Source organism: Achromobacter sp. ACRQX, from assembly GCF_022346505.1.
Taxonomy (GTDB): Bacteria; Pseudomonadota; Gammaproteobacteria; order Burkholderiales; family Burkholderiaceae_B; genus Achromobacter; species Achromobacter animicus.
In genome coordinates this window covers 1-17421 of sequence record NZ_JAKRML010000033.1, presented here as the reverse complement: position 1 = coordinate 17421, position 17421 = coordinate 1, and the positions used below count along the sequence as shown (strand labels likewise).

At 66.2% G+C, this 17421-nt stretch carries 21 protein-coding genes; 10 read left to right on the top strand and 11 right to left on the bottom strand.

All coding sequences use genetic code 11. From position 1 onward, the window contains the following. Position 1 precedes the first annotated feature (1 nt). The 4 genes from purE to MHZ91_RS23540 all read right to left on the bottom strand — a co-directional run bounded on the left by purE (position 2) and on the right by MHZ91_RS23540 (position 2436). The gene (gene purE, locus MHZ91_RS23555) at positions 2 to 523 is read right to left on the bottom strand and encodes a 5-(carboxyamino)imidazole ribonucleotide mutase (protein WP_175125876.1); all 522 of its coding nucleotides are present in this window, start codon (positions 521 to 523) and stop codon (positions 2 to 4) included. Between the two features lie 109 nt (positions 524 to 632). Continuing rightward, positions 633 to 1199: a disulfide bond formation protein B gene (locus MHZ91_RS23550; protein ID WP_239215974.1), complete on the bottom strand. Its 567-nt coding sequence runs from the start codon at positions 1197 to 1199 to the stop codon at positions 633 to 635. Positions 1200 to 1209: 10 nt separating this feature from the next. Next, positions 1210 to 1368 carry a DUF5993 family protein gene (locus MHZ91_RS23545; RefSeq protein WP_175138208.1) on the bottom strand — a complete coding sequence of 53 codons (159 nt, stop codon included), beginning with the start codon at positions 1366 to 1368 and terminating at the stop codon, positions 1210 to 1212. Positions 1369 to 1554: 186 nt separating this feature from the next. After that, positions 1555 to 2436 (bottom strand): phosphoribosylaminoimidazolesuccinocarboxamide synthase, encoded by an 882-nt coding sequence (locus MHZ91_RS23540; protein WP_175125873.1) that lies wholly within the window; start codon positions 2434 to 2436, stop codon positions 1555 to 1557. A gap of 243 nt (positions 2437 to 2679) precedes the next feature. Here MHZ91_RS23540 and MHZ91_RS23535 point away from each other — a divergent pair, with 243 nt between their 5' ends. Further along, positions 2680 to 3132, top strand: a complete 453-nt coding sequence (locus MHZ91_RS23535; protein ID WP_239215972.1) for a GFA family protein — start codon at positions 2680 to 2682, stop codon at positions 3130 to 3132. A 105-nt stretch (positions 3133 to 3237) separates the two neighbouring features. On the opposite strand, the gene fba is transcribed toward MHZ91_RS23535, so the two are convergent. Continuing rightward, positions 3238 to 4302 (bottom strand): class II fructose-bisphosphate aldolase, encoded by a 1065-nt coding sequence (gene fba, locus MHZ91_RS23530; RefSeq protein ID WP_239215970.1) that lies wholly within the window; start codon positions 4300 to 4302, stop codon positions 3238 to 3240. A gap of 216 nt (positions 4303 to 4518) precedes the next feature. After that, the gene (locus MHZ91_RS23525) at positions 4519 to 5418 is read right to left on the bottom strand and encodes an SMP-30/gluconolactonase/LRE family protein (RefSeq protein WP_175125871.1); all 900 of its coding nucleotides are present in this window, start codon (positions 5416 to 5418) and stop codon (positions 4519 to 4521) included. 271 nt (positions 5419 to 5689) lie between these two features. Here MHZ91_RS23525 and MHZ91_RS23520 point away from each other — a divergent pair, with 271 nt between their 5' ends. Then, positions 5690 to 7003: a dicarboxylate/amino acid:cation symporter gene (locus MHZ91_RS23520; protein WP_218343144.1), complete on the top strand. Its 1314-nt coding sequence runs from the start codon at positions 5690 to 5692 to the stop codon at positions 7001 to 7003. A gap of 137 nt (positions 7004 to 7140) precedes the next feature. Beyond that, positions 7141 to 7527, top strand: coding sequence for a hypothetical protein (locus tag MHZ91_RS23515; RefSeq protein ID WP_218343143.1), 387 nt, complete (start codon positions 7141 to 7143; stop codon positions 7525 to 7527). Between the two features lie 42 nt (positions 7528 to 7569). Here MHZ91_RS23515 and MHZ91_RS23510 read toward each other — a convergent pair whose 3' ends face one another. Continuing rightward, positions 7570 to 8004, bottom strand: a complete 435-nt coding sequence (locus MHZ91_RS23510) for a hypothetical protein (RefSeq protein ID WP_175125868.1) — start codon at positions 8002 to 8004, stop codon at positions 7570 to 7572. A gap of 186 nt (positions 8005 to 8190) precedes the next feature. Next, positions 8191 to 9159 carry a LysR family transcriptional regulator gene (locus tag MHZ91_RS23505; RefSeq protein WP_239215968.1) on the bottom strand — a complete coding sequence of 323 codons (969 nt, stop codon included), beginning with the start codon at positions 9157 to 9159 and terminating at the stop codon, positions 8191 to 8193. A gap of 111 nt (positions 9160 to 9270) precedes the next feature. On the opposite strand from MHZ91_RS23505, the gene MHZ91_RS23500 reads away from it, so the two are divergent. The 7 genes from MHZ91_RS23500 (at position 9271) to MHZ91_RS23470 (ending at position 15180) form a co-directional block, all read left to right on the top strand. Continuing rightward, on the top strand, positions 9271 to 11106 hold the full coding sequence (locus tag MHZ91_RS23500) for a gamma-glutamyltransferase family protein (RefSeq protein WP_239215967.1): 1836 nt from the start codon (positions 9271 to 9273) through the stop codon (positions 11104 to 11106). Positions 11107 to 11163: 57 nt separating this feature from the next. Further along, positions 11164 to 12138 (top strand): tripartite tricarboxylate transporter substrate binding protein, encoded by a 975-nt coding sequence (locus MHZ91_RS23495; protein ID WP_175125865.1) that lies wholly within the window; start codon positions 11164 to 11166, stop codon positions 12136 to 12138. Then, entirely contained in the window at positions 12135 to 12641 is a 507-nt protein-coding gene (locus tag MHZ91_RS23490; RefSeq protein WP_218343139.1) for a GAF domain-containing protein, read from the top strand. The genes MHZ91_RS23495 and MHZ91_RS23490 overlap by 4 nt, the downstream gene beginning before the upstream one ends. 265 nt (positions 12642 to 12906) lie before the next feature. Continuing rightward, a complete protein-coding gene (locus MHZ91_RS23485) occupies positions 12907 to 13359 on the top strand; it encodes a GFA family protein (protein WP_191575995.1) in 453 nt (150 codons plus the stop codon). A gap of 36 nt (positions 13360 to 13395) precedes the next feature. After that, positions 13396 to 13935: an SRPBCC family protein gene (locus MHZ91_RS23480; protein WP_175125862.1), complete on the top strand. Its 540-nt coding sequence runs from the start codon at positions 13396 to 13398 to the stop codon at positions 13933 to 13935. 534 nt (positions 13936 to 14469) lie between these two features. Continuing rightward, positions 14470 to 14733 (top strand): translation initiation factor IF-1, encoded by a 264-nt coding sequence (gene infA, locus MHZ91_RS23475; RefSeq protein ID WP_056570934.1) that lies wholly within the window; start codon positions 14470 to 14472, stop codon positions 14731 to 14733. Between the two features lie 159 nt (positions 14734 to 14892). After that, positions 14893 to 15180: a hypothetical protein gene (locus tag MHZ91_RS23470; protein WP_175125861.1), complete on the top strand. Its 288-nt coding sequence runs from the start codon at positions 14893 to 14895 to the stop codon at positions 15178 to 15180. A gap of 77 nt (positions 15181 to 15257) precedes the next feature. On the opposite strand, the gene MHZ91_RS23465 is transcribed toward MHZ91_RS23470, so the two are convergent. The 3 genes from MHZ91_RS23465 to mog form a co-directional block, all read right to left on the bottom strand. Beyond that, a complete protein-coding gene (locus MHZ91_RS23465; protein ID WP_239215965.1) occupies positions 15258 to 16124 on the bottom strand; it encodes a peptidoglycan DD-metalloendopeptidase family protein in 867 nt (288 codons plus the stop codon). Positions 16125 to 16129: 5 nt separating this feature from the next. Next, complete coding sequence (locus MHZ91_RS23460) at positions 16130 to 16468, bottom strand: hypothetical protein (RefSeq protein ID WP_175125859.1); 339 nt, start codon at positions 16466 to 16468, stop codon at positions 16130 to 16132. 137 nt (positions 16469 to 16605) lie between these two features. Next, complete coding sequence (gene mog / locus MHZ91_RS23455) at positions 16606 to 17238, bottom strand: molybdopterin adenylyltransferase (RefSeq protein ID WP_239215963.1); 633 nt, start codon at positions 17236 to 17238, stop codon at positions 16606 to 16608. Positions 17239 to 17421 lie beyond the last annotated feature (183 nt).

The window sequence follows — 17421 nt, the reverse complement described above, 5'->3', positions numbered from 1 at the left end:
ATCAGGCCTCGGGCGGAACCTTCATGTCGCGCGCGACCTGCGTCTGGCGGGCGCGGAACGCCACCAGCTTTGCGTGCAGGCCGGCATCGGTGCCCGCCAGCGTGGCGATCACGTGCAGCGCGGCGTTGGCGGCGCCGGCTTCGCCGATGGCAAAGGTGGCCACCGGCACGCCCTTGGGCATCTGCACGATGGACAGCAGCGAGTCTTCGCCGCGCAGGTATTTGGAGGGGACCGGCACGCCGAACACCGGCACTTCGGTCAGGGCAGCCATCATGCCCGGCAGGTGCGCCGCGCCGCCGGCGCCGGCGATGATGCCGCGCAGGCCGCGCTGGTGCGCCGCGGCGCCGTACTCGGCCATGTCCTGCGGCATGCGGTGCGCGGAGATGACGCGCGCCTCGTAGGCCACGCCGAAATCCTCCAGCATCGTCACCGCGTGCTTCATGACCTCCCAATCGCTGGAAGATCCCATAATCACGCCCACCACGGGGGAGGCTTGCGCCGCTGCGGAAGTCTGGTCTGTCATAACCGGTGTCTAGTAGTTGAGACACGGCGCACGCGCCGCGAAATGTCGGGGGACCGCGGGACCAGCCCGCGAAACCCGGTATTTTACCCGGCGCCGGAGACCGTTATGGCTACGCGGCGCTTTTCAGCCAAAGGTAGCTGACCGGATCGTCGGGGCACGGTCCGAAACCGCACTGCAGCGTGGTGCTGCCGGCGTTGGCCAGGGCGACGACGAAAAACAGGGCCATGACCACCATGCCCAGCATCGAGACGGGCTTTTTGAGCATGCTGTCGCCCCACTTGCGGTCCACGCACAGCATGACGACGCAGAACACGATGATCGCCGTGAAGGCAACGAAGGCCCAGGTATAGAAGTGCACGCCCAGAAAGGGCGTGCCGTAGCCCGCGTCGCCCGGGGCAATGTGCAGCAGCACCTGGCGTCCCGCGGCCAGCATGCCGGCCAGCGCGCCGGCAATGCTCATTGCATAGTGCATCGGCGACGGTCCGAGTCGCAGGTTCAAGAGGAAACCCACACCCGCAAGGATCAGCGCCACGCGCTGCAGCAGGCATAACGGGCACGGCAATTCGTCGTAGGCGAATTGCCAGGCGAAGGCGATGCAGAGGATGCCGGTGACCCCGAGCAGCGCCAGGGCATTGAGGATGCGCGAGCCGCGCGCCGGATTGCTGGAAAAGATCATCGCTGCCGCTTCACAGGGACAACGCCAGCGGGCTGGTCATATGGTATTTGCACCAGGCGGCAAAGATGGCCAGGGTCAGCAGCCAGAAGGTCACGCACGGACGGCGCCGGCCCACGAGTCCAAACCACACTGCCAGCGTCCCAGTCACAAAGGGCAGCATCATCACCATGCGGCGCTCCTTTTCTCGGAAATCCCGTATCAAGCAGCGGACGAGTATAGCGTAACAATCCGAAATAATTTCGCGCTGAAAATGCGGGTTTGCCCGTGGGGTGCGTCAGCCTGCGGCGCCACGTCGAGACCCGCCGGCGAAAAAAAACCGCTCGGACGACGAGCGGCTTTTTTGGTGTGGACGCGATCAGGCGATCAGGCGGTCCAGGGCTTCGCGGTACTTCGCGGCCGTCTTTTCCAGCACTTCCTGCGGCAGGCGCGGCGCGGGCGGGGTCTTGTCCCACGTTTGCGTCTCGAGCCAGTCGCGCACGAACTGCTTGTCGAACGACGGGGGGCTGATGCCGACGCGGTAACCGTCGGCGGGCCAGAAGCGCGACGAATCGGGCGTCAGCACTTCGTCCATCAGGTGCAGCGTGCCGTTGTCGTCCAGGCCGAACTCGAACTTGGTGTCGGCGATGATGATGCCCTTGGTGGCGGCAAAGGCGGCGGCTTCGGCGTACAGCTTGAGCGTCACGTCGCGGATGCGCTCGGCCATTTCCTGGCCGACTTCCTTGACCACGTGCGCGAAGTCCACGTTCTCGTCGTGCATGCCGAACTCGGCCTTGGCGGCGGGCGTGAAGATGGGCTCGGGCAGCTTGCTGGCCTGTTGCAGGCCGGCCGGCAGCTTGATGCCGCACACCGCGCCGGTGGCCTGGTAGTCCTTCCAGCCCGACCCGATCAGGTAGCCGCGGGCAACCGCTTCCACCAGGATGGGCTTCAGACGCTTGACCACCACGGCGCGGCCGCGCACCTGATCCACTTCGTCGGGCGCCACCACGTCTTCGGGCTTCACGCCGGTCGAGTGGTTGGGCAGGATGTGCGACAGCTTCTGCAACCAGAATTCGGTCAGTTCGGTCAGCACCTGTCCCTTGCCGGGAATGGGGTCGTCAAGGATCACGTCAAATGCGGAGATGCGATCCGACGCGACGATCAGCAACTTGTCGTCGCCGACCGCGTACATATCGCGCACCTTGCCGCGTCCCAGCAGCGGCAGGGACTTGATGCTGGATTCATGCAAAGCAGAAGTCACGGGAATGGCCTATGGCAAAAATGAACATTCCCGCCGCGGGCGGACGCCAGGGCGGGAAGGGAAACGAAATCGGGCACCAGGCGGAGGCGGCGCCGGACGGCAGCTTCCGCAAAGCGCATAGATTACTGCAAATAAGTTCGTCTTGCCGCCGCTCCGGGCGCGGGGTAGGCTTTCTTTCCCATCCATGATTCGCGCCGGCCGCCCCGAGCGTCACGGCGCAACACCGCCCGGAGACAAAGCCGTATGCAGGATGCTTCCCCCAAACGCATGCCCCACGCCGACGCGCAGGTCCACATGACAGGCGGCTGCCAGTGCGGCGCCATCCGCTACGCCCTCACCGACGAGCCCATCACCGCCGCCACCTGTCACTGCCGCGACTGCCAGTACTCCAGCGGCGGCGCGCCGGCCCACGCCCTGATCTTTCCCGCGGGCGCCGTCACGCTGCTGCGCGGACAACCCAAGGAACACCGCTACCAGGGCGACTCCGGCCACACCGTCATGCGCAGCTTCTGTGCGGCGTGTGGCACGCCGCTGTTCGGCAATTCGGAAGGCATGGGCTACGAAGTCGTGCGCGCAGGGTCGCTGGATGACCCCGAAGCGTTTCATTCCAAGGCAAGCCTGTGGACGGACTCGGCGCCGTCATGGCATCACGTAGACCGGTCGGTGCCGAGCTTCGGGAAGAATTCGCCGGCGTAGCGCGCGCGTCCGTCATGGCCGCAAAAACAAAAAGAGCTGGCCCGCGAGGACCAGCTCTTTTTCTGCCTGCGCCGCCTTCGCAAGAAGGCGGCATGGGCGAGGACCTTATTGCACCACTTGCGACAGCTTGCCCGACGCGTACTGCGCGGCGATTTCGGTCAGCGGCTGCGGCTTGATCTTGCTGGCGTTGCCGGCGGTGCCGAATTCCGTGTAGCGAGCGACACAGATCGCCTTGGCGGCGGCGCGGGCGGGCTTGAGGTATTCGCGCGGGTCGAATTTCTCGGGGTTCTCGGCGAAGAAGCGGCGGATCGCGCCGGTCATGGCCAGACGGATATCGGTGTCGATATTGATCTTGCGCACGCCGTACTTGATGGCTTCCTGGATTTCCTCGACGGGCACGCCGTAGGTTTCCTTCATGTTGCCGCCGAATTCACGGATCTCGGCCAGCAGTTCCTGCGGCACGCTGGAGCTGCCGTGCATCACCAGGTGGGTGTTGGGCAGGCGGGCGTGGATTTCCTTGATGCGGGAGATCGACAGGATGTCGCCGGTGGGCTTGCGCGTGAACTTGTAGGCGCCGTGGCTGGTGCCGATGGCGATCGCCAGGGCGTCCAGTTGCGTGCGGCGCACGAAGTCGGCGGCTTGTTCCGGGTCGGTCAGCAGCTGATCCATGGTCAGCTTGCCGTCGGCGCCGTGGCCGTCTTCCTTGTCGCCTTCCATGGTTTCCAGGGAACCCAGGCAGCCGAGTTCGCCTTCGACGGTCACGCCCAGCTTGTGTGCGATGTCCACGACCTTCTTGGTGACTTCGACGTTGTAGTCGTAGTCGGCGATGGTCTTGCCGTCTTCTTTCAGCGAGCCGTCCATCATGACGCTGGAGAAGCCCAGGTCGATGGCGCCCTGGCAGATCTTGGGCGATTGGCCGTGATCCTGGTGCATGACCACGGGGATGTGCGGGTAGGACTCAACGGCGGCCTGGATCAGATACTTCAGGAAGCCTTCGCCCGCGTATTTGCGCGCGCCGGCCGAGGCCTGCATGATCACCGGGCTGTCGGTCTCCGCCGCGGCTTCCATGATGGCCTGGACCTGTTCCAGGTTGTTGACGTTGAAAGCCGGAATGCCGTAGCCGTGCTCGGCGGCGTGGTCGAGCAACTGGCGCATGGAGACTAGGGCCATGAGTGGTCCTCCTTAGGTACTGTCTATTGAGAGATGGTTGAAGCCTTGCTGAATGGCGTGATTTTACGGGGGAATCGAAGAAAGGTCTTGCAACGGCCGGTATCCTATCCATTCAGGTGAAACCGGACGCCCTAGCCCGGCTAATATCCGCCTTGCGGCCCAGCCCATGCGGCCCACGGCCGCGGCGCCCTTGCCCTGCTTTCCCCCGCTTGTGGCCTAGGGCCTGCCCGCGTGCGGCACATCCACCCGGGTCATCAGGATGCGGGCCTGCGGCTTGGCGCGCCGGTTGGCTTCCACGAAATCCGGCGCGGCCGCCATGAAAAGCGTTTTGCCGTCCGGTCCGCCCAGCGCGGCCGCGAAGATGCCGAATTCGCCGGTGTCGATCTGCTCGAGAATCCGTCCACCACGTTCCACGCGCACGATGCGCTTGCCGATGGCGTCGCCCACCCACAACGCGCCCTCTTCGTCCAGCGCGCCCCCGTCCGGCGCAATCTTGGACGCCGCGATCACGGCGGTCAGGTCGTCGGTTTCAGGCAGCTCGCCGAAATTGGCCCAGTCGCGGCGCGGCCCCAGCACGCCGTTGGGCTCGATGTCGAACTCGGAAATGCGGTTGGCGAAGGTCTCGTTGACGATCAGGGTCTTGCCGTCGGGCGTGATGAACGAGCCGTTGGGAAAGCACAGGCCGTCCGCCACCACCTGCGCCACACCGTCCGGATCCACGCGCACCAGCGTCGTCGTGCGCACGGGTTCGCCCGCCATGATGTCGAATCCGAAATTGCCCACGTAGGCGCGGCCCTGCGCGTCCACCACCATGTCATTGATATGGCCGCCGGTCAGCGCGGACAGGTCGGCATGCACCGACAGCGTGCCGTCCGCCTCGCGCCGCAGCACCTTGCGGTCTTTCATGGACGAGATCAGCAGGCGGCCGTCGGGCAGCCAACCCAGCCCCGACGGTTGCTGCGGGACCAGACAGACGCGGTCCACCGCCCCCTGGAGCGTCACGGTAATGACCTGCCCCGTATAGAAGTCCGAGGCCCACAGGCGGTTTTCGTGCCAGCGCAGCCCTTCCAGATAGGTGTAGCCGGAAGCCAGTACGGACAATTCGCGATTCGGCATTGCTTTGTCTCCTTTGTCGCCCCGCGCGGGGCTGGTTCCCAGGTGGCGCCCGGCCTTCCTGACGAGGCCGGAAGGGGCATTCTGGCACGGCTGATCTGTCCCCGAACCGACAACTCGCTGTCAGGTTCACGGCGTTAACATCGCGCCCCAAGGGTTAACCCGAGCAGCACCTGGACCCTGGCATGTCCGTCACCGGACCGTCTGCCCCGCCTCATGCCGGCGGGCCTGGCCCTCTGGGCCAAGCGGCGGCTCCCCGTTATCCCGTTTTCAAATGAACACTAAGAAGCTGACGCGTTATATCGGCATCGCCATGGTGCTGGGCATCGTGGTGGGCTATGTCTGCAACAAGTTCGCGCAGACCCCGGAAGAGGCGAAGCAGATCGCCTCGTACTTCAGCCTGATCACCGACATCTTCCTGCGCATGATCAAGATGATCATCGCGCCGCTCGTGTTCGCCACCCTGGTGACCGGCCTGGCCAGCATGAGCGACGCCAGCGCGGTGGGCCGCATCGGCATGCGCGCCATGATCTGGTTTATCGCCGCCTCGGCGATTTCCCTGCTGCTGGGCCTGGCGCTGGTCAACATCTTCCAGCCCGGCGCGCACATGAACCTGGCGATCCCGGACGCGGGCGTGACTTCGGGCCTGAAGACGGGCGATTTCACGCTGAAGGCGTTCATCGCGCACGTGTTCCCCAAGAGCATTGCCGAAGCGATGGCCAACAACGAGATCCTGCAGATCCTGGTGTTCTCGCTGTTCTTCGGCGCGGCGCTGTCGTTCATCCGCGGCAAGGGCCACAACACGATCTACAACATGATCGATGAACTGGCCAAGATCATGTTCCGCGTGACCGACTATGTGATGCGCTTTGCGCCGCTGGGCGTGTTCGCCGCCATGGCCGCCGCCATCACGACCGAAGGCCTGGGCGTGCTGGTCAGTTACGGCAAGCTCATCGGCGAGTTCTACCTGGGTCTGGCGCTGCTGTGGGCCATTCTGTTCGGCGTCGGCTACCTGTTCCTGGGCAAGTCCACGTTCCGCCTGGGCGGGCTCATCAAGGAACCGACCTTGCTGGCGTTCTCGACCGCGAGCAGCGAATCGGCCTATCCGAAGACGATCGAGGCGCTGTCGCGGTTTGGCGTGTCCAAGCGCATCTCGGGCTTCGTGCTGCCGCTGGGCTATTCGTTCAACCTGGACGGCTCGATGATGTATCAGTCGTTCGCGGTGCTGTTCATCGCGCAGGCCTACAACATCGACATGAGCTTCACGCAGCAACTGACCCTGCTGCTGGTGCTGATGGTGACCAGCAAGGGCATGGCTGGCGTGGCGCGCGCCTCGCTGGTCGTGGTGGCCGCGACGCTGCCGATGTTCCATCTGCCGGAAGCCGGCCTGCTGCTCATCATGGGCATCGACCAGTTCTTCGACATGGGCCGCACCGCCACGAACGTGGTCGGCAATAGCCTGGCCACGGCCGTGATCGCCAAGCTGGAAGGCAAGGAAGAAGGCAGCGAAGAAGGCACCGATGATGCCGCGTCCGCGCAGGCTTCGAACGAGGCGCCGCCCAGCCGGCCCGCCAGCCAGAACGCATAAGTGAAACGGGCCGCTAAGGCCCGTTTTACATGGGAGGCGCCCGCTTGACCGGCGCGGGCGGCCGGGCGCAACATAAAGGCCCATTTCGACCACGTACCGGCGCGGCGCGCATGGGCGCCGCGTCTGGCCCGCACACCATGAATCTTCTGTCTACCCGGGCGGCCGCGGCCGCCGCGCTTGCCGCCGGCCTTTTTGCGGCAGTACCCGCCGCGCATGGCTGGACCCGCATTTCGTGCGACCTTGCCGGCACCGTTGCCACGTTTCCCACCACCTTCCGCCAATTCCGCACCGACGGCACGGAACTGACACAGGTGCTGTTCAAGCTGAAGGTGAAGGCTGCCGACATACCGGACGGCGAACGAGCCGACACCGACTGCGCCGAATTCGTGAACAAGGACGTCGACGTGGTGCTGGAGAACGTGGCCGCGCGCAACATTATGCGCGGCAAGCCCTTGAAGGTGCGCTACAAGTACGACGAATCGCTGGGGCAGACGCTGGCGACCAAATACGAACTGGCGCGCTGAGCCTGCCCCCGGTGTCCTGACCGCGGTATCAGTCGCGCGGTATCAGTCATTAACCGAGCAGGACACGGGCGCGCCGTCTTCGAATTCCACGTCGTAGGTGTGCACAGGATCCCAGGGCAGCGTGAACCACAGTTCGTAGCCATCGCCGTCTTCGTCGAACAGCCACAGCGCGCGCAGCACGGCTTTTTCGGCCATGGCTTCGGCGGTTTCTTCGGCCAGGAGCTGGTCGTCTTCGATGCCCAGCTTTTTGTAGTGCTCGTACGAATAGTTGTCGAGGAGGAACTCGGCCGCGGCAAGAATCTGTTCGTCCAGGTTGTCAATGATGGCCTTGACCACCTTGGAGGCGCCGGCAAGGGGCTCTTCGCCGTCGGTCTGGATCATGACGTGAATGGGGGGCCGACCCTCTCCGGCGGGGACGTTTTCCGCCGCCCACAGATCGGGTTCTTCGAGGTCCTGGGTGAAATTGAATCGTGCCATCGGGGGCTCCGTAAATTGAAACGGCAAGCCGGAAAAGGCAGCGGCTTGCCCTAGGCCGTGAGACCTTTCAGCCATTTAACCAGATGCCGGCTCCTGCGTCTGTGGCGGGAAGCGACGTTTTTGCGCCTAGGACATGCGCACGTCTTGCCAGACCGGCGCGGGGCAAGGCGCGGACAGCCCCTGGCGTTATCTGCCCTCGTCTCCCGCCTGCGCAGGCGCCGCCGCATTCGCGCACAGGTCCAGCAGAATGTCGGAAAACTGCGATTCCGCCGTCAGCGCCTGTTCCCGCTTGCGCCGGATCAGGTTGATCGGCGGCAGCTCCCAGCCGAAATCCCATGGCACCATGCCCAGCCTGCCGCGCTGGCACAGTTCGCGCGCGATGTCCTCGGGCACCACCGAGATCGACGACTCGTTCAGCGACAGGATGCCCTCGATCACGTCCGTGGAGTAGGCCTCCAGCACCGGCGACGGCGGCTGCAGCCCGGCGCGGATGAAATGCTCCACGATCAATTGCCGCGTCGGCGTGTTGGCCGCCGGCAGCACCCAGTCCAGGGCGGCGACGGCAGCCCAGTCCGGCTTGCGCCGCGCCAGCCGCTGGGCAAGCCGGCCGTGCGCGATGAGCCGGGGCCGCTGGCGATACAGCACGCGATGCATCAGGTCCTCGTGCATCACCGTGGACGTGGCGCGGCTGATGATGCAATCCAGTTCGTGCTGGCGCAGCATCGGCACCAGGTGATCCGTCGTGGCGCGGTGCAGGCTCAGCGTCACGCCGTGGCGCTGATGCAGGCGGCTGATGGCGGCGGTCAGCAAGGCGCTGGACACGTACGGCACCACGCCCACGTGCAGATGCGCCGACCGTCCGGCATGCAGCGCCTCGACCTCGCGCTCCCACAGATCCAGGTCACTGAGCATGTGCCGCGCGCGCACCAGCGCCAGATTGCCCAGCGCGGTCGGCTGCAACCCGCTGCCCGTACGCAGGAACAGGGGCGCGCCAAAAATGTCCTCCATTTCGGCCAGCGCCTTGGTGACCGCAGGTTGGCTGATGCCGGTCTGCGCGGCGACCCGCGTCAGCGATTTATGGCGGTCGATGTTCACCAGCAGCGTCAGATGACGGTGCTTGAGACGATTGGCAAGACGAACGGTGTCCGGGCTCATTGCGGCTTCTTCAATAACCATTTGGTTATGCAATTATGCCTACAAAGATAAAACCAGTTATTTCAGGCTCCTATACTGCTTGCATCCTTTCCAGCCTTGCGGACCCGTCCGATGAATCCGTCCTTCACCACCCGACCTGAAATACGCGGCACATTCGGCGTGGTGTCGTCCACGCACTGGCTGGCGTCGCAAGTGGCGATGAGCGTGCTGGAACGCGGCGGCAATGCCTACGACGCCGCCGTGGCAGGCGGTTTCGTCCTGCAGATCGTCGAGCCGCACCTGAACGGGCCGGGCGGCGAAGTCCCCATCCTGTTCTGGAGCGAGCGCGAGCAACGCATGCGCGCGCTGTGCGGACAGGGCCCGGCGCCCGCGCTGGCGACGCCGGCGTACTTTCGCAAGATGGGGCTGGACCTGGTGCCGGGAATCGGCCTGCTGCCCGCGACGGTGCCCGGCGCGTTCGGCGCCTGGCTGACGCTGCTGCGCGACTACGGCACGTGGGAGTTGGCCGACGTGCTGCAGCCGGCCATCGGCTATGCGCGCGACGGCTTTCCGCTGGTGCCGCGGATCTCGCAGGCGATTCTGGCGGTGCAGGCGCTGTTCCGCGACGAATGGAAGAGCTCGGGCGACGTCTGGCTGCCGGGCGGCCGGGTGCCCGCCCCCGACGCGCTGTTCCGCACGCCCGCCATCGCAACCACCTACACCCGCATTCTTGATGAAGCGCACGCCGCCAGCACCGACCGGCGCGGCCGCATCGACGCCGCGCTGGACCTCTGGTATCGCGGTTTCGTGGCCGACGCCATCGACAGCTTCTATACGAACGAGGCCGTGCTCGACACCACGGGCCAGCGCAACCCCGGATTGCTGCGCAAATCCGATCTGGCCGACTGGCGCGCCACGTACGACGAGCCGCTGACCACGCAATATGGCCGCTACACGGTGGCCAAATGCGGTGTGTGGTCGCAAGGGCCGGTGCACCTGCAACAGCTCGCGCTGCTGCGCCATCTGGACGTCGACAAACTGGACCCGCTGTCGCCGCAGTTCGTGCACCGCGTCGCCGAGGCCGCCAAGCTGGCATTCGCCGACCGCACCGCCTGGTATGGCGATCCCGATCACGTCCAGGTGCCGCTCGCGGCCCTGCTCAGCGACGACTATGCGCGAGCGCGCGCCGCCGGCATCGGCGAACGCGCCTCGGCCACGCTGCAGCCCGGCAGTCCCGGCGGACTTGCGCCGCGCCTGCCCGACCTGGATGCCGCGATCCGCACGCTGGCCGCGTCGGACACGCGCTACGGCGTGGGCGAACCGACCTTTGCCGCGTTGCCGCCCGTCTCGGAGTGGGCGACGCGCGAGCTGTTCGTGGGCGACACCTGCCAGATCGACGTCATCGACCGCGACGGCAACATGGTGGCCGCCACACCATCGGGCGGCTGGCTGTCGTCCAGCCCCGTCGTGCCCGAGCTGGGCTTTTCGCTGACGACCCGTCTGCAGATGACCTGGCTGGACGACGGCGTGCCGGGCCAGTTGCAGCCGGGCAAGCGTCCCTGCACCACCCTGTCGCCCGGCCTGGCGCTGCGCGACGGGCTGCCGTACATGGCATTCGGCACGCCCGGCGGCGACCAGCAGGACCAATGGACCGTCGCATTCTTTCTGCGCCATGCCATGGGCATGAACCTGCAAGCAGCCATCGACGCGCCGTCCTGGCACATTGATCACTTTCCCGGCTCGTTCTGGCCGCGTTCGCAGACGCTGAACCGGCTGACGGTGGAATCGCGCATGCCCGCCGCCACGCTGGACGCGCTGCGCGCCGCCGGCCACGACGTCAAGGTCGGGCCGGACTGGTCCGAAGGCCGCATCAGCGCCTGCACGCGCGAGCCGGCCGCGGGCGGACAGATGCTGCTGCGCGCGGCGGCCAATCCCCGCGGAATGCAGGGATACGCCGTCGGCCGCTGAATCGATTTTCATACGACCGGCTCTCAGAAGCCGGACACAACGCAAGGGGTAAACACCATGACACTGCACTTCAAACGACTGCTGCGCACGTTCGCGCTGGGCCTGGCGATGGCCGCGCCCGCCCTATCGCACGCCGCCTGGCCCGAAAAGCCCATCACGCTGGTCGTGCCGTGGGCCGCCGGCGGCTCCACCGACATCCTGGCGCGCGTGCTGTCCGAAGGCCTGACGCAATCGCTGGGCCAGCCGGTCATTGTCGAGAACCGCTCGGGCGCATCGGGCAATATCGGCACCGCCTTCGTCGCGCGCGCCAAGCCGGACGGCTACACGCTGCTGGTGGGCTCGATGAGCACGCACACGATGAACCAGGCGCTCTATTCCAACATGCCGTTTGACGGCGTGAAGGACTTTACGCCCATCGCCGAGCTGGCCCTTGTGACCAACACGATGGTGGTGCATCCGTCGGTGCCGGCATCCAACCTTAAGGAATTCATCGCGTACGCGAAGGCCAACCCCGACACCGTGGCGTATGCCTCGGCGGGCCAGGGCTCGACCAACCACCTGAGCGCGGTGCTCTTCGAAAAGGCCGCCGGCGTGAAGATGATGCACATCCCGTATCGCGGCGGTGCGCCTGCGGTTCTGGATACGGTGGCAGGCCGCACGCAGGTGCTGTTCAGCGCCGGCACGCAGACGCTGCCGCACGTGCAGTCGGGCAAGCTCAAGCTGCTGGCCGTCACCGAGGAACAACGCTCGCCGCTGCTGCCCGACGTGCCCACCGTGGCCGAAACGCTGCCGGGGTATGAGCTGGCGGTCTGGTACGGGGCGTTCGGTCCGGCCGGCATGCCGCCGGAACTGGCTGCCAGGCTGAACCGCGAGATCAACGTGATCCTCAAGCGGCCCGACGTCATCAAGAAAATGGGCGACATGGGCGTGCTGCTGACCGAAACCACGCCCGAGCAGTTCGGCCAGATCCTGGCGCGCGATGCCGACAAGTACGGCAAGCTGATCAAAGAACTGGGAATCACGGCGGAATGACGGACGCATCTCCCAGCCCGGCGCTGGCCGGCGTGCAGGCCATCGCCCGTGCCTACGCGGACGGCCAGCCGGCCGCCGCCTTCCAGGCAATCGACGACTATGCGCGCCTGCACCTGGCGCACGCGTTGTGCACCGTGAATCGCTACGATGCCGACGCCATGCGCGTGGTGCGCCTGTACAGTTCGAACCCGCAGGCTTACCCGCCGGGCGGCAGCAAGGACAAGACCGGCACGGCATGGGGCCGGCACGTGTTGCTGGAACAGCGGGTGTTCGTGGGCGAGGGAGAGGCGGCCATCCGCGAATTCTTCAACGACCACGATGCGATCCGCAGTCTGGGACTGCAATCGGTCATCAACGTGCCGGTCGCGTATGACGGCGTGTGCCTGGGTACGGTCAACTTCCTGATGCCACGCCCGGCGGTGTCGGACGACGACATTCACGCGGCGCGCGTGGCGGGGCTGCTGGCGCTGCCGGCGTTCCAGGCGCTGCTGCGGGCGGCGTGAAGGGGGTGGCGCGGATGCCGTGAGCGTTACGGTATCTGCCGCCGACGCCCGCCGTCGGAAACTTCCGCCGTCGTCGGCAACTGCCGCCGCGGGAATGCCCGCCACGGCAATCGCACGCCGCGGGAAACGCCCGCCCCGGGAAAGGCCCGCCCCGGGAAAGGCCCGCCCCGGCAACGATCTGAAAGACATCTGTCACAAATGCCGAAGTCGCGGGACGGCGCCGCAGGTATATTGGACCTATTTCCCCCATTGCCTGGCGCTCATCATGATCAAAGGTTCCTGCCTGTGCGGCCGCGTTGCCTACGAGATCAACGGTCCGCTCACCGATGCCCTCAACTGCCATTGCGTGATGTGCCGCAAGACGCACGGCGCGGCCTTCCGCAGCCGAGCGACGGTCCAATCGAAGGATTTCGCCTGGACGCAGGGCGAAGACCACGTGACCTGGTACGCGTCGTCGCCCGGCAATTACCGGGGATTCTGCGAGGCTTGCGGCACACCGCTGCTCAGCCGCTTTGACCAGACGCCCGACGTCTACGGCCTGCCGCTCGGCGCGCTGGACGACGATCCGGGCGTCAAGCCCGAGGCGCATTACCACGTCGCCAGCAAGGCGCCGTGGTACGACATCACGGACGCGCTGCCCCAGCACCCCGGCGCCATGGACGAAGCCCCGGAGCACGAGCCGCAGGTATCGCCGCTGACCTTTTCGCACGGAAGATAAACCCACGTCCGGCTCCGGACTTCACAGGAGACTGATATGAGCGACTACGGCGTCGTACTGGACCCGACCACCTTGCAATTCACGCGCAGGCTGCCTGCGAGCGTGCAGGAGGTGTGGGCCTGGCTGACAGAATCCGACAAGCGCGGCCAGTGGCTGGCATTCGGCGACATGGACCTGATGGAGGGCGGCGGCGTCACCCTGCGCTTCCTGCATGCCGACCTGTCCTCCGTGCGCGAACCGACGCCCGAGGCCTACAAGCCCTACGAGGAAGGCCTGACCACGCAGGGCCTGATCACCCGGTGTGAACCGCCGCACGTGCTCAGTTACACCTGGGGCGGCTCGGCGGGCGCCCCGTCCGAAGTGACCTTCGAGGTGTCCCCTGAAGACGACGGCGCGCGGCTGGTGCTTACGCATCGCAAGCTCGCCACGCGGGATGACATGGTGGACGTGGCGGGCGGTTGGCACACGCACTTGAACGTGCTGGCAGCCCGTCTGGCCGGACGCGATCCGGGCCCCTTCTGGTCGGCCAACGCCGCCTGGGAAGCCGAATACCAGCGCCGCATCCCGCGCCGATAGAGTCGTTCAAGCGCAACTATCGCGGCCGAATCCGGGATAAAAGCTGGCTAAACCGCCGGCTTTGCAGTAACATAAACCCGTGATTTTTCCGCAAAAACCGGACTTCGGTCATCCTGCGTGCCAACCTGTAGCGCCCAAGAAAGGGCGCTACTGAATGAACGTCAGCGACGCGAACGAGATCCGGTTTTTTATTGGGGCCGCCCCAGTTGGGTGCACCCCGTCATTGCCCAGAACGCCGCTGCAGTCCCCGTGGCGCCCGGCGTTGCCGCAGACTCGGCAACCCCGCTTCATCCGGCAAGGTGCCCGCAGCACCCCCGCCGCGACCACCGCGCGCATCGCGCGCACTTACCTCAGGGCGCGAGTATCCGCCATTTCAGACATCCGCCCGGATGCCGTGGCCCATACCCACGCTTGCCCGAACGTTTTTTTGCGTTCAAACCGCTGGACCGGTTTATCCGAGTCCGACGCGCTTGCCGCCTTGCGCGGCGCGACATGCCGCAGGCATGCCTGCGCGTTTTGATCAAGGAGTAGAAGATGGCTAAAGAAGAACTCATCGAATTGGATGGCATTGTTGACGAAGTGCTGCCCGATAGCCGCTACCGCGTCAAACTGGACAACGGCATCGAAGTCGGCGCCTACGCGTCGGGCCGTATCCGCAAGCACCGCATCCGCATCCTCGCGGGCGATCGCGTCACCCTGGAAATGTCCCCGTACGACCTGACCAAGGGCCGTATCAATTTCCGCCACAAGGACGAGCGCGCCCCCACGATGCAGCGTCCCCAGCACCACCGCCGCTAAGCCGGCCGCCCGGGCCGGCTTCTTGCCGGCGCCCGGCTCCCTCTTTTCGCGGATCCTTAAGCAGGATTCGCGCACTGCCGTAATGCGTGGATCGCCTGTTCATGAAAGAATGGCGCTCCTCGCCTGGCGCAACGCCAGGCCGGATACGCACGAAGCACGATGGACCTGAAAGAAGAATTGCAAGCCGCCGCAGACCAGCTTGCCCTCTCGCGAAGACGTTTCGCAAAGGGCGAGGAAGGCCTGCGCCTGCTGCGCCAGTCGCGCGAGGCGTTCATCAACAGCCTGCGCAATACCGGCCTGACCTACGCCGAAGCCAAGACCAAGTACGACAACTGCCTGGATGACCAGGAAGCCGGTCAGCGCAACGTGCAACAGCAGATGGAATACGCCGAGCGCATGCACCAGTATGTGCTCAAGCGCATCGCGCTCGAGGCCGAGAAGGCCTGAGCTTCGCCGCTCCGTCAGCGCGGCACTCGTCAGAACTTGAACGCGTCAAACCTTGAACGCGTCAAAGCCCATACGCGTCAGGGCTTGAACGCCCCGATGAAGATCGCCGGATCGATGCGCGCATCGTTCAGGCTGACGTTCCAGTGCAGGTGCGGCCCCGTCGCCCGCCCGGTCGCCCCCACCTTGCCCACCACGCCGCCGCGCGGCACCTCGTCGCCGACCTTCACGGAGATGGCCGACATGTGGCAGAACATGCTGACGAAACCCTGGCCATGGTCCAGGAACACCGTCTTGCCATTGAAGAAATAATCCCCCACCAGCACCACCACCCCGGCCGCGGGCGCCTTGATGGGCGTACCGGCCGGCACGGCGAAATCCAGGCCCGAATGCGGATTGCGTTCCTGGCCGTTGAAGAAGCGGCGCAGGCCAAAGGGGCTGGACAGGCGACCGCCGTCGACCGGACGATCCAGGATCAGGTTGCTGGGCGTGACGCCCGCGCGAAAGCCGCGGTAGGCCTCGACCTGTTCGGCCAGTTCCCGCTCAATGCGCTTGAGGTCGTCCGGATTCGGATCCACCTGACGCCGGTTCTTGAGCGTGATGTGCTGCGCCACGTAATCCTTGGCGCCGACCGTGAACGCCACCTGACGCGTGCCGCCGCCGTCCTTGACCTGCACCTGTTCCTGGCCAGGCTTGACGGTAAGCGGAATGCCGACCACGGCGATCCACTGCTTGCCCGCTTCCCGCACCACCAGCACGGGCCGGTCCAGGTAGGTGACCTGGGGCGCGGCCGCGCCGTCGCCCAGGCCCAGCACGGCCACGCCGCCCGGCACGCGGGCGTCGAGCTTGCGGGTGATGTAGCTGGCCTGCTGCGCCCGCGCGGGCCAGGCCAGGCACAGGGCAGCGGCGGCCAGCCCGGCGCGCAGGACGTCGCGGCGGTCAACCATGACGTTTACAGGCACAGGTTGGCCGGTTCAATGATGGTCTGGTCGCGGCGGGCGATGCGCGTCGACAGCCGCGCCTCGGTCTTGCCCTTCCAGTGCGTGGTCGTCAGGACGGCCTCGACGCCCAGGCTGCCGTGCAGGACGAGCTCGTACCCGTTGCGCACCGGCTTCTGTTCGAAGTTGACGTCCAGTCCCTTCCAGGCTTCCGCTACGCATTGCGTGTAGTCCTGGGCGGTGCGCTGCGTGGATCCGTAGAACACGGGATCGCGGTCGCGGACGTCTTTGACATTGGCGCAGGCCGTCAGGGCAGCCAGGGCGGTAAGGGACAGGATGGTACGAACCTTCATGACGATGAAAACTCTCGGTCAGCAGGGGTTGATCGGGGCGGCCAACTATACCGCACGGTCTTGGCGGGGCGAGGCCCCGCCATGGTGTGCCGCAACGGCCAGCCACCGCGCAAGGCAATGCAGCGTCGTCGCCCGCGCTACGCTTGCGCGGGCCGCCGAGCGGACTTGGGGCGGAAGGCCGCGATGACCTCGGGGCGCGTTTCGGTGTACGGGCCGCCGATGAGGTCGATGCAATACGGAATGGCGGCGAAGATGCCGGGCACCAGCACGGCGCCGTCGTCGCCCTTGAGTCCTTCCAGCGTCTCGCGGATGGACTTGGGCTGGCCCGGCAGGTTCACGATCAGGGCGGCATGGCCGTCCGTTTCGCGGATGACTGCCACCTGCCGCGACAGGATGGCCGTGGGCACGAAACGCAGGCTGATCTGGCGCATCTGCTCGCCAAAGCCCGGCATTTCCTTGGTGCCGACCGCCAGCGTGGCCTCGGGCGTGACGTCGCGCCGCGCGGGGCCGGTGCCGCCGGTGGTCAGGACGAGGTCGCAGCCGCAGCCGTCGACCAGTTCGATCAGGGTCTCGGAGATGCGGGCGGGCTCGTCGGGAATCAGCCGCTCAACCGCCTGCCACGGCGACACCAGCGCGCCGGCCAGCCATTCGCGCAGCGCGGGCAGCCCCTGATCCTGATAGGCGCCAGTGGAGGCGCGGTCGGAAACGGACACCAGCCCTACGATGAGTTCGTCGGGGTGGCTGCGGGCGATACGGGCAAGGTCTGTCATGGCGAAGGGGAAATCCGGCGGTGAAGCGCCGCGGCGGCGGCAGGCGGTGCGGCGGGCCAGGGGTCCGGGACGGCCGCGCGACATCGATGCTATCGCATTCTGCTGGGCGGCATTCTGCTGGGCGGCATGCGGCGGGCGCGGGCGGGGTCTGAGCGGAGGGCGACCGGGGCGGGCCGGAGTGGC